Raw genomic sequence first — 14,439 nt, forward strand, 5'->3', positions numbered from 1 at the left:
TTATTGTTTTGTAGTTATGTGTTTTTTATTATGACTATAAGCATAATTATTCGATACTTCTATATTAGAGAGGGGAATATCGTATGGATCCGAAAGACAATGCAAGTGTGGGGAAGTGCCCGTTTGGTCATGGTAGTGCTACTAGTACACAGTCAAGTGGTACGACAAATCGAGACTGGTGGCCGAACCAGTTAAACCTGAACATTTTACGTCAGCATGACAAAAAATCTAATCCTCTGGGTGAGGACTTTGATTATGCAGAGGAATTTAAAAAACTAGACTACTTTGCTCTTAAGCAGGATCTTTTTGATCTGATGACAGACAGTCAGGATTGGTGGCCAGCTGATTATGGTCATTATGGTCCATTCTTCATTCGTATGGCTTGGCACTCGGCTGGTACGTATCGTACAGGTGACGGACGTGGCGGTGGTGGATTTGGTACACAGCGCTTTGCGCCACTTAATAGCTGGCCAGATAACGGGAACCTTGATAAAGCTCGTCGCCTATTGTGGCCGATTAAGCAGAAATATGGAAACAAGATATCCTGGGCTGACCTGATACTTTTAGCGGGTAATGTTGCTATTGAATCAATGGGAGCTAAGACGTTTGGCTTTGGAGGCGGACGAGCAGATGTTTGGCATCCAGAAGAAGATATCTATTGGGGTAAAGAGAAGGAATGGCTAGGAGATAACCGTTACACTGGTGATCGTGTGCTTGATAACCCACTTGCTGCCGTTCAGATGGGTCTTATCTATGTCAATCCAGAAGGACCTAACGGTAATCCAGATCCGGTTGCGAGTGCTCGTGACATTCGTGACACGTTTGCCCGTATGGGAATGAACGATGAGGAGACAGTAGCTCTAGTGGCTGGTGGACATACGTTTGGTAAAGCACATGGTGCAGGGGATGCTGCTCTAGTTGGTCCAGATCCAGAGGCTGCCCCTGTTGAAGCACAGGGTCTTGGTTGGATCAGTGCTCATGGTAGCGGTAAAGGACGTGACACGATCACAAGTGGTATTGAAGGAGCTTGGACGGCTAACCCTACACAATGGGATAATGGTTACTTCGAATTATTGTTTAAATATCAGTGGTGGCTAACAAAGAGTCCTGCAGGTGCGTATCAGTGGGCGGCTGTAAATCCTGATGAGGACGATCTTGCCCCAGATGCTGAGGATGCATCCGTTCGGGTTCCGACAATGATGACTACGGCAGATATGGCTTTGCGTTATGATCCAGAGTACGAGAAAATTTCTCGCCGTTTCTATGAGAACCCGGAGGAGTTTGCTGATGTATTTGCTAGAGCGTGGTTCAAGCTATTACATCGTGATATGGGCCCACGTTCTAGATACTTAGGTCCAGAGGTTCCAGAGGAGGAGCTTATCTGGCAGGATCCAATACCAGCAGGTAATTATGATTTAACAGATAAAGATGTAGCTGAGCTAAAGGCTAAAATTCTAGACTCCGGATTAAGCGTCAGTGAGCTAGTCACGACTGCGTGGGCTTCCGCAAGTACGTTCCGTGGTTCAGATATGCGTGGTGGTGCTAACGGTGCTCGTATTCGTCTAACTCCACAGAAGGATTGGGAAGTGAATCAGCCGGAGCAGCTTGCTAAGGTATTAGCTGTATTCGAGGATATTCAAAAGCAGTATGATAAGGAAGTTAGTCTTGCTGATTTAATTGTACTAGGTGGTACTGCTGCCGTAGAAAAAGCAGCTCAGGATGGCGGCTTCGACGTAACTGTTCCTTTTACCCCTGGGCGTGGAGATGCCACATTAGAGCAAACGGAAATAGAAGGCTTTGAAGTCCTAGAACCGTCTGCTGATGGCTTCCGTAACTATCAGAAGCAGGAATATAGTGTGAGCTCAGCGGAGCTTCTAGTAGATAAGGCTCAGCTACTTAACCTTACGACTCCAGAAATGACGGCTCTTGTTGGTGGACTGCGTGTTCTAGGAGCAAATTACGGTGGAACAAAGCACGGTGTATTCACTGATCGAGAGGGTACACTTTCTAACGACTTCTTTGTTAATCTACTTGATATGGGCGTGAAGTGGAAGCCTGTAGGTGGAGATGTGTTTGAAGGAAGAGATAGCAAGACAGGTGAAGTGGTAAGTACAGCGACATCAGTTGATCTAGTGTTCGGTTCAAACTCCATTCTACGTGCTATTGTAGAGGTTTATGCTCAGGATGATAACAAGGAGAAGTTTGTCCGTGACTTCGTAGCGGCTTGGGTTAAGGTTATGGATGCAGATCGTTTTGATCTTAACTTGAAGGCAACCAAGGCTGTTACTGTTTCATAATATAAGTAGCTTTATGAAAGACAAGTTATTTAATGTTTTTGTAATTAAAGTATAACAAGAAGCTTGAAATTAAAACACCCTACTAGGATACTGAGTCTTTACTCACGCCTTTAACATGAGTTTAGTATCCCTAAAGGGTGTTTTTATGATGCTACCAGAGACACTTTAAGCATGATGTGGGGGATATATAAATTGAAATTTTTAAGTTTTAACACAACAAAAGTAGCTCCCTTAGCGATGCTGTTAAGGTATTGATTTACATGTTTTACTTTTGCTAAATTATAACGTCATGCAATTACCTTTAACAAGTTCACTACACTATTGATTTTTTTATTGAAATCTAACTAGAAATTGAATATAATTTTGTTAGGGTATTACTACCCTAACTATCTACGGTGAGTTCCGTAGGCTAGTAGAGCATTAACTAGAGGGATTCACTAGTGGTTGGTTAATCTATTTAGATTTCCTGCCAGTAGGGACTAAAAAACTAGGCATATTTTTTTATGACTAGTCATTGCGCTCTTTATGAGCGTGAAAGGCAATCGAAAGATCTGTCAAAAGGGTTTGAATCTAAAATAAAAATGCAAATAACTTATTTGCAGAGAGACACCTATTAAAAATCTTGTTCTGCCTAGTCTCGGTACGTTACCTCAGGGAGGTTGCGTAATTGAGAAGAAAACAGAAGAAAACAAGAAAAACAAATGATATTGTAGGACAGTATTTGGTTGGGGTAGCCGTCGGTTTGACAGTAGGTTTAATGCTATTCTTCTTCCAATTGCTGTGGCAATAGGTACAAAATGAATGAGAGGATGCGGCCGCTCCTCTTTTTTCTATTGCTTTAAATTTTTTTCTCGTTTTTTTGAACAGGTTTGTATACATTAATTGTTCTATAATAATTTCAGATAAAGGTGAGTAAATGCAGAATATTATTTATGTCTCTAAAACCATATTTGATTGGGATTATTATCCTGGGGGTGGAACAATCATATCTAGTGATGTTTGGTCGCGATCCTATAAAATTTGGGAACACTCAAAGGGATTAGTGGATAGAGCGAGGACAGAATTCGAGTTGGCTGATGGAATAACTAATCTAAAAAGGGCACTGAATCATCGAATGAAACTAATTGAAAGTTGCTATAACTTTAGAAGTTTAAACCCTTCATGGAGAAATAAAGGTTACTTAGAGATTCTGGAAGGTTTCGGGCTGGTTAGGCCATATTTAATGAAAAACTTATTAACAATTCGAAATGATATTGAACATAATGATGCTGAACCACCTAGTAAAGAGAGATGTAATGAATTTCTTGATATAGTTTGGTACTTCTTGAGGTCTACAGATCCAATTGTACAAATAATAAAAAATTCAAATCAACACACTTTATATGATGAAGAAGGTAATGAAACACATTACGGTTTTGGTATCAGTATAACCTATGAAAGTTCAACAGAATTTGAGATTTCTGGGTGGTTTTATGGTGATATTGTTTCGGATGAACCTAAAGATGAATATCTAACTTTACAATATAAAGATATGCATACTAAGAAGAAATGGGAAAACACTAATTTTAATTATCATCACAATAAGCTAGATTCAGATAGGTGGATTCGAGGGAATTTAATAGACCTAGATAATGAAACCAAAAAAATTATAATTTCTAAAATACTATCAGTAACTTAGTTGGTGAGTCAAATAGTCAAACGAATAGATTATCAAGAAGCTGTCTAGTAGTACATTAATGGTCCTAATGCAAGTGGAAAAATGAATGAAGTAACACGTCATTTTGTTAAGATAACTTACCCCATTGCCCATTGCTTATTACTGTACAATTATTTTTATAGCTAACTATGGGTGTCTGCCTCAATACGACTTCCAGCCAGCTGATGAGGGATCACGGTAAAGGCGTTTCGGTTATACTGGATATAACTTTAAAAAAGTTGATACAAGTAAGAGGGTTAATTGAGCTAATCGTAGTGCTCAAAGGAGCTGGATGTGTTGTCAAACAAAAGATTAATAATCATTAGTGCCATTACCTTGCTAGCTATTTTACTGTTTCCACTTTCTGATCGCTTAGAGAATTCACAGTATGAGAGTCATTTTGCGGCTGAAAAAGGCGTAATGGATATGACAGGGTGGGATCAGGAGCAACACCAGCTTGTTAGGCTGGATGGTGAGTGGGAGTTTTACTGGAATCAACTACTGTTACCTGAGCAGTTTGCTGAGGGGAATAGGGAGCCATTAAACTCTAGCTTTATGCCAGTTCCATCAACCTGGAATGATAGAGAGGTAGAGGGTCAAAGTCTTCCAGCTACTGGGTCGGGGACATACCGTTTAAAGCTGGTTAATCTCCCTGCTGATAATGTATACGCCATAAAAAAAACAAACATACGCTTTGCTAGTACAATCTTTGTTGATGGTGAAAAGCTACTTGAGGATGGACGAGCATCAATCGATCCAGCTTCCTATGAAACAGGGAACAGCACTCAAATCAGTATGTTCGCCGCACAGGGTAACGAGCTTGAGATTATTGTTCATGTATCTAACCATAACTATATCAATGGAGGGATTCCAGTCTCTTTGTTTTTTGGTGAACAGGGAGCGATGCTGGAGTCTCAGCAGAAAATAGTTGCATGGGATTTCGTGCTGTTTGCTATCCTTTGTGGCTTATCGATCATCTTTTTTCTAAGCTTTATAACTACAGTGTTTTATCGAAGCAAGGATATATCCCTGCTAGTTTTTTCTGCCTTATGCCTACTGTTTGCGATATATAACGGCTTGATTGGTGAGCGTCCACTACTGCTGTTTTTCTCGAATGTACCCTATGAAACGGTGTACAAAGTGAAGGATATAATATCCCTTGCCTCCTTTATTGTCCTAACCATGGTCATCTACTATTTAAAAAAGAATATAGTCTCCTTAAGAGTAACTCAGGTCGTTTCTCTTATTCTAGGTATATTCTGTTTCATAGTGGTTGTTCTGCCGATAGAGAGTTATATCACCTTCTATCCATTCATCATTGCCTTTTACAAGCTTGTCCTGCTAGGTCTTACAGGGCGTGTGGCCTATCTATTTGCTCGTGGAATAGGGAGTCAATTTAAAACGTTACTTGTGTACGTAGCACTCCTGTGTATTAACTTTTATTCTCTCAGTGTAACTCTTTTTGCTTTTGCTTTAATGGATAGCTTATGGTTGGGACAGGTTTTTCTAATATCCTTTAATACGCTTCTTATGATTTTAGTTGTAGTGAGGTTTTTTGAAGCGTATCGCACGGTTGAACTGATGAAGGATCAGCTTTTGCGCATGGATCAAATCAAGGATGACTTTCTATCCAATACGTCTCATGAGTTAAAAACACCCCTAAATGCTATTGTGAACATTGCCGATACTATGCTAAAGGGAGCAACAGGACCGGTCAATGAGCAGCAGACTCAAAACTTAGCCATTATCACAGGGAGTGGGAGAAAGCTAACGTACTTGGTCAATGAGCTTCTTGATTATTCCAAAATGAAGCACGGAAATATTGTTCTGATGAAAAGTTCTCTTGATGTAAGGGCAGTGGTAGATTCCGTCATTAGCGTGCATATGTTTTTGCTGAATAACAAGCCAATTAAATTACAGAACAGTATACCTGAGAGCTTTCCTTCTGTTTGGGCGGACGGCAATCGTTTAACACAAATTTTACATAATTTAATAGGCAATGCGGTTAAGTTTACGAACGAGGGGAGTGTAACGATTAAGGCGGAGGTTGTTCAGGGTCAAGCTGAAATAAGGGTAGAGGATACGGGAATAGGAATAGATTCAACACTGCTGGAGTGGATCTTTGTGGCCTTCGAGCAAGCAAGCTCTCATGAGGAATCGTATAGGGAAGGGAGTGGTTTGGGACTGAGCATTACGAAAAAGCTGGTTGAGCTACATGGGGGAGAGATTCAGGCTCACTCTTGTCCACACCAAGGGTCAGTATTTGTATTTACCCTCCCAATGGCTGACGAGGATGCTGAAGTAGCTACAGAAGCGCTAGAGAGGGAGGATAAAGCTGGTGGCTTTTTACCATCTAGTGAGCATCAGATCATTCATCCTAAGTATCCTCTTTATGTTAAAGGAGTCAATAAAGAACCCATCCTTGTTGTTGATGATGATTTTGCTAACCTACAGACCATCCATAACCTTCTTGGTCTTAAGGGCTATACATTTACATTAGTAAATAGCGGGCAAGCCGCTCTTGAGGAAATGACAAGAAATCCGGGGTATTCGTTAATTATTTTGGATATTATGATGCCTGATATGTCAGGCTATGAGGTGTTAAAACGTTTGCGCTCTCGCTTTTCTCCTTTTGAGCTCCCTATTCTAATGCTAACGGCTAGGAATCGATCAGAGGATGTTAGGCTGTCATTGGAGAATGGGGCTAATGATATTGTGGGGAAGCCGTTTGAAGCAGAAGAGCTAATCGCCCGCGTCCAGAGCTTAACAAGGTTAAAGCTATCTGTTCAAACTGCCAAGAGTGCTGAAATTTCATTCCTAAGATCGCAGATCAAACCGCATTTCTTATATAATGCTCTAAATTCTATTGCTGAGCTTTGTGTGGAGGAGCCGCGTCAGGCAGAGCATCTAATCATCCAGCTATCCCAGTATTTACGGAAGAGCTTTGATTTTAAACAACTGGATTCTACAACGACATTAGCTAGTGAATTAGAGCTCGTTCAGGCCTACGTGAGGATTGAGCAGGTAAGATTTGGTTCAAGGCTACAGGTTGAATATGATGTGGAAGTGGATGAATGGATGCTAATTCCTCATTTGCTTTTACAGCCACTTGTTGAAAATGCTATAAGGCACGGGTTGATGTCCGATATGCGTGGAGGAACGGTCAGGCTCTCAGCGAAAATGTGGGGCAGTAGCAGGGTGCGTTTTACGATTGAGGATAATGGTAGTGGAATGAGCAAGCAAAAACAGCAAGAGGTGCTAGAGGGTGAAAATGAAACCATGGGTGTGGGGCTATGGAACATTCGTAAGCATCTTCAGCTCTTATATGGATCTTCTATTCAGATAGAAAGTGAACTTGGCAAAGGAACTAGAGTTTCATTTGATATTCCTTTTGAGGAAAGGACGCGACTAGCAGATGCTAAAAAGTTAAGAGATTACTATTAATAAAAGGAATTTGAGGCGTTTGCTTCAGGTTCTTTTTTGTTGTTTATTATTTGTTTATTTCAAATTGATATAGTGAAGCTATCAATTATTCTACAAAATAAACTATATTATTTCGACAAAAATTGCTCGTGAACACACGGGGAATGGGAGGGGTCAAGATGATCAGTTGCATTAGATTACAAAAAATAGTGAGTACTCTTGTTATAGTAGCTTTGTTGCTCACCATGCTCCCTGCGCTGTCAGTGGTGGCAGAGGAAGATGAGGGCTCAGTATTCCAGCTTTCAAGTGCTGATGGGTTTGCAGGTGGGGATGGCACGGAAGGAAGTCCTTATCAAATTACAAATGCAGATGAGTTGAATGAGGTAAGGAACCATCTGGATAAACACTTTATTTTAATGAATGATATTAATTTGGAAACTACTCCATATAGTCAGGGAGCGGGTTGGGAGCCCATAGGGTCTGAAACAAGCCCTTTTTTAGGAAGCTTTAATGGCGATAATCATAAGATTACTGGACTTATAATTTATAGGAATGCTCAATATTTAGGGCTATTCGGGTATATTCGTGATGCTACTATTCGTAATGTAGCAGTAGAAAATGTAGATATTCTTTCAGGAGCTGGATCGTATATTGGAGCTTTGGTAGGATCTGTGGAGGGTAGTTCAACCATTTTAAATACTAGATCCTCGGGTATGGTGATGGGTAATAGTGTTGTAGGAGGCTTGATTGGAAGGGTAGGGGGAACGGGAGAGGTTATATCCTCCTCTTCTTCGGTAAGTATTTCTGGAGTCGAAATATCGGGAGGGGGATTAATTGGTACTGTAGTAGGGTCAGCGAATTTAGCAACATCAGCGTATATTAGTGATAGCTTTGCTATAGGAAATGTTGTTGGTAAAGTCGGCGCTTCTAACATTGGTGGACTTATTGGGAATATCCTATTTACGGAGGTTGAAAGATCATATTCCACTGCAGGAAATGTCTCGGGGTCTACCAATATTGGGGGGTTACTAGGTGCAGCTGGAATGTCAGAGGTAAGAGAGTCTTATTCTATTAATAGCCTAGTAACCGGGGATTATCATATAGGTGGACTAGTTGGGAAGACCAACCAAACGAAATTTGAGAACACATATACTCGCTCAAATATTGAACTCACTGCATCTATTGCTAAGCAATTTGGAGGAGCTGGATACGCAGGGCAAATTGACTCAGCTTCAAGCATCAGCTTCAGCTATGCTGCGGGTGAATTAAAGGGAGCAGATGAATTCCTCTTTGGATTCTCTTATGAAAATATGGTAAATAGAGACCGATTTTTTGAACTCTATTATGATCGTGATAGATCCGGGCTAGAGAATAAGGAAGACGATATTGGGGTTGGTCTCCCAACGGCAAGTCTAAAGGATATAGCCCTATTTACTAGAAATGCTGAACATCCGTGGGACCCAACAATCTGGGCAATAGATCCTACTATAAATGGAGGATATCCGCATTTTCTGCCAAGAAGTACGTCACCAGAGACGGATATACCGGCACCAGCATTCGTTCCTGATCCTGTGGCTGGACCGGGTCAACAGCCGGGCACTACCAGCTTATCTTCTGTGAATCCTGAAGCTGGGAACCACTTGGCTGTACAAGTATCATCAAGTATTATCCCTATACCAAATGTAGGTGATGATGCTCCAACTGGAGCAAATGTCATTGCTCCTTACTCAGAAGGTGATGATATTCCAGATGTTGATATAACGACGAACCGCTATGTAGGTCTGTATGAAATAGAGCCAACAGGCAAGATAGTTCGCTTCACCTTAGTTACTCTAACGGAAGAAGACATTCAATCTGGTCCGCAGCAGGCGCCAGAATTTAACCCAAAACCTTTTGCTGAACCGGGAATTCAGTTTGGCACAACAAGACTTGATGGTGTCATTCCAGCGCTGGGTAACCAGCTAGTTGTGAAAACTTCTCATATGAGCAACCCAATACCGAACGAAGGGGATAACGCTCCAATTGGTATAGGAGTCATTAACCCATATGTCCTAGGGAATGACATACCAACAGTAGACCCAATAATAAATCGTTATGTAGGCTTGTATGAAGTGGATAGCATGGGTAGGGTTGTGAAATTTAGTGAGGTTATCATTACAGAAGAAGACATTAACACAAAGCCATTAGACCCTGATGAAGTACCAAATTTTGAGGTGAGACCGACGATCGAGCCAGGGTCTCAAACAGGTACTACGAGAGTGTCAGATGCAGATATAGAGGCAGGGAATCACTTAGTTGTGCAAGTAGCATCAAATAGCATTCGAAGGCCGAAAATAGGTGATGAGGCCCCTTCAGGAGTAGGTGTCATTAACCCTTATAGCGTAGGTGATGACATTCCTGGTGTTGATATCACAACAAATTTATATGTTGGTGTTTACGAGGTCGATCCATCAGGTATGGTAGTTCGTTTCAGACAATTTAAATTGAGTTCAGAGGATATTAAAACACCTTCTGATCCTGATCAAGGTCCAGATCCTTCACCTAATCCGGGCAACGGATCAGATAATCCAAGCCCTGTGAATCCAACTCCAGCTCTACCAACGCCAACAGCTCCAGTAAAAGAGGAGATTGTCATCGATGTAAAAGCAGGAGCAGGAGAGACGATTACGCAAACGAGAATCGAGCGTACCACTGAACCCAATGGGCGGGTAAAGGATAACGTAACACTAACTGGTGACCGTGCACTAGAAGTTGTTGAGCAATTGAAAAACAAGACAGATAAAACGGCGCGTATGGTCATCCCAGACGAGAGAGATCGTGTCGCGGAAACACAGGTTACAATTCCAAGAAGTTCAGTGACCACTTTAGCGCATGGAGAAGCTAATTTAGAAATCTATACGGATAATGTACGCATTTTTATTCCTAATGACTCTCTTAACGGCTTCAATACTGAACTGTATTTCCGTCTCGTACCACTGAAGCAAGAAAGAGAACGCCGAGAAGTAGAGACGCGTGCTAAGCAAGAAGAACAAGTTCGTGAAATGACGAATGGTCAGGAAATTAAAATCTTGGGTCGTCCGATGACCATTGAAACAAATATGCAAAATCGTCTAGTGGTGTTGACTCTACCACTCAAGGACAGCGTACCTAAGGATAAGGCTGCACAGCAGGACATTTTTGATAATCTAGTCATCTTCATTGAACATAGTGATGGCACAAAAGAACTAATTCGTGGAGAGATTGTCAGCGTCAGTGATAGAGAACTAGGCGTACAGTTTGGGGTCGATAAATTCAGTACGTTCACTATACTATACATGGAGGGCTCTAAGGAATACTATGCTGCCCTTCAGCAGGAAGAGGAAGAGAGAAGCAAAGCAACTAAGGGCACGCATTTACCGTACATCTATGGTTTTTCTGACGGCACATTCAGACCAGCAGAAGGTGTCACAAGAGCTCAAATGGCGGCGATGCTGTCAAGAAACATAGATGATATTCAATACACGGGAGATGGTACATCTTCTTTCGCGGATACGGATAGCAAGCATTGGGCCTTTGAGGAAATGGAAATTGTTAATGAAATCGGTCTGATGATTGGTCTTTCTGACGGGAGCTTTGGAACGAGTGAGGGTATTACGAGAGCACAAATGGCTATGATTGTTGATCGTTGGATGAAGCAACAAGTGAAAGCAGCCGTGCCAGTCAATGCTACTGTAGTAGTATACAATGATCTTTCACAAGGTCACTGGGCCTATGAAGCGATTTCGAACGTACAAGCGTACGGCATTATGGTAGGTTATGAGGATCAAAGATTCAAGCCAGGACAAAGACTTACACGTGCGGAAGCGGTTAAAGTTTTAAATCGTCTATTTGAACGAGGACCGCTCTATGGTGTCACAAGGCCAAGCTTCTCCGATGTAGCAACGTCATATTGGGCATTTAATGAGGTAGAAGAAGCAGCTCAAGAGCACCATTGGAGGCTTGACGAGAAGGGTAATGAAGTACTTGAATAATAGCTCCAATTAGAGCAAAGCCTAAAGCTATTTTAATAAACGAACCACCTCAAGGATATTAGGATTTGGGGTGGTTTTATTTTACCAATATACAGGGTGTTTTAGAAGGACTCCACTGTGGATATAGCCGTGTTTTTTTGTCTATTTACACAAATACATTCATTATTGAGGAATAAATTATCGAAATACAGTAGATATTTTCACACATTAATAAGTATAATAGTATGTATAGTAGTAAATCGTGATGATGAGTGTGATGAAAGTCGTAGACATAGAAAATTTTGTGCTTTTAGAGGGATGCCATACTTTGTGAATTTTTAAACAAGAGGTCAACCGTCTGTACTATCTAGAATTTATGAGTTAACTAGTAGATAGTTTAAGAAATACTAATGCTTTCGCTAAGACTTGGCGACAAGCCAGGTTTTCTAACTGATAGAGGGGATTGAAAAGGTTATCATGAACGACATACAGAAAAGAACGGATGTTATTTTGATTGGTGCGGGAGTGATGAGCGCAACACTTGGAGCGTTATTGAAAGAGCTAGCACCAAGCTGGAAAATTAAAGTGTTCGAGAAGCTAGCAAGTGCTGGAGAAGAAAGCTCCAACGAATGGAATAATGCAGGTACGGGACATGCTGCACTGTGTGAGCTCAATTATACATCTGAATCACCAAATGGAGAGATAGATTGTAGTAAAGCGATCAAAATCAATGAGCAATTTCAGCTTTCTAAGCAGTTCTGGTCTTATTTAGTGGAGAAAAAACTGATTCGCAATCCGCAGGACTTCATCATGCCAATTCCTCATGTAAGTCTTGTACAAGGTGAAAAGAATGTAGAGTTTCTGAAAAAACGCTTTGACATGCTATGTGACCATCCTCTGTTTCACGGAATGGAGTTTTCTGATGATCCTAAGCAGCTACAGGAATGGCTGCCGTTAATTATGGAAGGGCGTAAGTCAACAGAGCCATTAGCGGCTACAAAAATTGACACAGGAACGGATGTTAACTTTGGAGCTTTAACACGTATGCTGTTTGACCACTTAAAGAGCAAGAAGGTTGAGGTCAACTACAAGCATAGTGTGAAGAGTATGAAGCGTACGAGTGACGGTCAGTGGGAAGTGAAGGTACAGAATGTAGATAGCGGTAAAGTAGAGGTCCACACAGCTAAATTTGTATTCATTGGTGCCGGTGGAGGAAGCCTCCCTTTGCTACAGAAGACTGGAATTCCTGAATCAAAGCGTATAGGTGGCTTTCCGGTAAGTGGGTTGTTTTTGGTCTGTAAAAATCAAGAGATTGTAGAGAAGCATCACGCCAAGGTTTATGGTAAAGCTAAGGTGGGTGCTCCCCCAATGTCTGTTCCACATCTTGATACAAGATATATCAACAACAAAAAGGAATTGCTCTTTGGTCCTTTTGCTGGCTTCTCTCCGAAGTTCTTAAAAACAGGCTCAAATTTAGATTTATTCTGCTCCATAAAACCAAATAATTTAATCACAATGCTAGCGGCTGGGGCAAAGGAGATGGGATTGACGAAGTACTTGATTCAACAGGTGCTGTTATCTCATGAAAAAAGAATGGAAGAGCTACGTGAATTTATGCCAAATGCTAAGAGTGAGGAATGGGATATAATCGTAGCTGGACAGCGTGTACAGGTGATTAAGGATACAGAGGCAGGAGGAAGAGGAACGCTACAATTTGGAACAGAAGTGGTTAGCTCTGCTGATGGTTCTATAGCGGGCTTGCTCGGTGCTTCTCCAGGTGCTTCTACAGCCGTTCAGGTTATGCTTGAAGTCTTAGAAAAATGCTTCCCTCAGCATCTCACAGAGTGGGAACCAAAACTGAAGGAAATGGTCCCTTCCTATGGTGCTTCTTTAGCGGAAAGCAGAGACCTTTTCCAAGAAATTGTTGAGTCAACATCGCAGATACTAGGTCTAAGTGAGCAGAATTCAAATGAAAGAGCCCATAATAAAAAAGGTTCAAAGGAAGTAAATCTAAATGAAAATAAAATAGATCTTAGCAAGACAGAACTAGATGAAAACGAGCGGATCAGTAGTTAATTAGCTAAAAGTAGAATGGAAAAAGGATTGCCTCACGAGTGTCAAATGCATAACTAACATATGTTAGTGATTATAGAATGATATCAAATGAAATATGAAACAAAATTGAGTGCAAAAATACACTTAAATTACTACAATCTTTACAAATTGAATTAATAAATGCAAAGATACACTTAATTCTCGAGAAATTGCTTTAGGCTCTCCTCGAATGAGATAATAAGTGTATTTTTGCACTTAAATGACTGAATTTATTCAGTAGAGGCAGAAATAAGTGTATTTCTGCACGTATTACGTTTCTTCCACTTTTCTCTATGCCCCGTTTTTCGAATCTGGAACATCTATGAAGTATTAGTCTAAGTTATGCACAATTAATAGACAAAGTCTGATATGACCGTTAGAGATGTAGGCAGACAGAAAGAAAGCTGTCCCTAAGTAGGTAAACTGATATGCTCCCCTTGTGGTAGACAGTTTAAATAATAAAAACTGTTTACGACTAGGAGGAGCATTTTTTATGTCCCACAAATCAAAAATATCAAGCTCAGAGAAAATTAAAGCTATAGAAAAATATCTTCGTGGAGAAGCCTCTCTTAAACAACTAGCCCGTTTGTTAGAGGTGTGGCCTACAGCTGTCAAGCAATGGCTTCAAACCTACCAGTCTTTAGGTCCAGATGGTCTTCTGTCTACATCTAAAAATACGGTCTACTCAAAGGAACTAAAGACAATGGCCGTCAAGGATTATTTGGATGGCAAGGGCTCGCATATGGAGCTATGCAAAAAATATGGAATTAAATCCAATACACAACTACAAATGGAGATTGATCTACTAAAAAAGCTGAAAGAATTGGAAAGGAGGCGGTATTAAATCAGGTACGGTATGAAACGACGTATCTGGCGATACGTCATTTGCATGAGACAAAATCATATCCTATCTACCATCTTTGTGAAATCATAGGTATCC

7 protein-coding genes are annotated in these 14,439 nt (G+C 40.9%); all 7 read left to right on the forward strand.

What is annotated here, in order from left to right:
- Window positions 1-83: 83 nt before the first annotated feature.
- The 7 genes from katG to J2S11_RS15305 all read left to right on the forward strand — a co-directional run bounded on the left by katG (window position 84) and on the right by J2S11_RS15305 (window position 14,343).
- On the forward strand, window positions 84-2,297 hold the full coding sequence (gene katG, locus J2S11_RS15275; RefSeq protein WP_307395977.1) for a catalase/peroxidase HPI: 2,214 nt from the start codon (window positions 84-86) through the stop codon (window positions 2,295-2,297).
- A 667-nt stretch (window positions 2,298-2,964) separates the two neighbouring features.
- Window positions 2,965-3,087: a hypothetical protein gene (locus tag J2S11_RS15280; protein WP_307395978.1), complete on the forward strand. Its 123-nt coding sequence runs from the start codon at window positions 2,965-2,967 to the stop codon at window positions 3,085-3,087.
- A gap of 126 nt (window positions 3,088-3,213) precedes the next feature.
- Window positions 3,214-3,975, forward strand: coding sequence for a hypothetical protein (locus J2S11_RS15285; protein WP_307395979.1), 762 nt, complete (start codon window positions 3,214-3,216; stop codon window positions 3,973-3,975).
- Between the two features lie 315 nt (window positions 3,976-4,290).
- Window positions 4,291-7,437, forward strand: coding sequence for an ATP-binding protein (locus J2S11_RS15290; RefSeq protein WP_307395980.1), 3,147 nt, complete (start codon window positions 4,291-4,293; stop codon window positions 7,435-7,437).
- Between the two features lie 158 nt (window positions 7,438-7,595).
- Window positions 7,596-11,426, forward strand: coding sequence for an S-layer homology domain-containing protein (locus J2S11_RS15295; RefSeq protein ID WP_307395981.1), 3,831 nt, complete (start codon window positions 7,596-7,598; stop codon window positions 11,424-11,426).
- A 456-nt stretch (window positions 11,427-11,882) separates the two neighbouring features.
- A complete protein-coding gene (locus J2S11_RS15300; protein ID WP_307395982.1) occupies window positions 11,883-13,481 on the forward strand; it encodes a malate:quinone oxidoreductase in 1,599 nt (532 codons plus the stop codon).
- A gap of 511 nt (window positions 13,482-13,992) precedes the next feature.
- Window positions 13,993-14,343: a helix-turn-helix domain-containing protein gene (locus J2S11_RS15305; protein WP_307395983.1), complete on the forward strand. Its 351-nt coding sequence runs from the start codon at window positions 13,993-13,995 to the stop codon at window positions 14,341-14,343.
- The last annotated feature ends 96 nt before the right edge of the window (window positions 14,344-14,439 follow it).

It is taken from the genome of Bacillus horti (assembly GCF_030813115.1).
Classification (GTDB): domain Bacteria; phylum Bacillota; class Bacilli; order Caldalkalibacillales; family JCM-10596; genus Bacillus_CH; species Bacillus_CH horti.

What these genes read in the sequence shown, in the direction of transcription:
- katG (WP_307395977.1), top strand. Translation starts at nt 84, where the DNA reads ATGGATCCGAAAGACAATGCAAGTGTGGGGAAGTGCCCGTTTGGTCAT.
- J2S11_RS15285 (WP_307395979.1), top strand. Translation starts at nt 3,214, where the DNA reads ATGCAGAATATTATTTATGTCTCTAAAACCATATTTGATTGGGATTAT.
- J2S11_RS15295 (WP_307395981.1), top strand. Translation starts at nt 7,596, where the DNA reads ATGATCAGTTGCATTAGATTACAAAAAATAGTGAGTACTCTTGTTATA.
- J2S11_RS15300 (WP_307395982.1), top strand. Translation starts at nt 11,883, where the DNA reads ATGAACGACATACAGAAAAGAACGGATGTTATTTTGATTGGTGCGGGA.
- J2S11_RS15305 (WP_307395983.1), top strand. Translation starts at nt 13,993, where the DNA reads ATGTCCCACAAATCAAAAATATCAAGCTCAGAGAAAATTAAAGCTATA.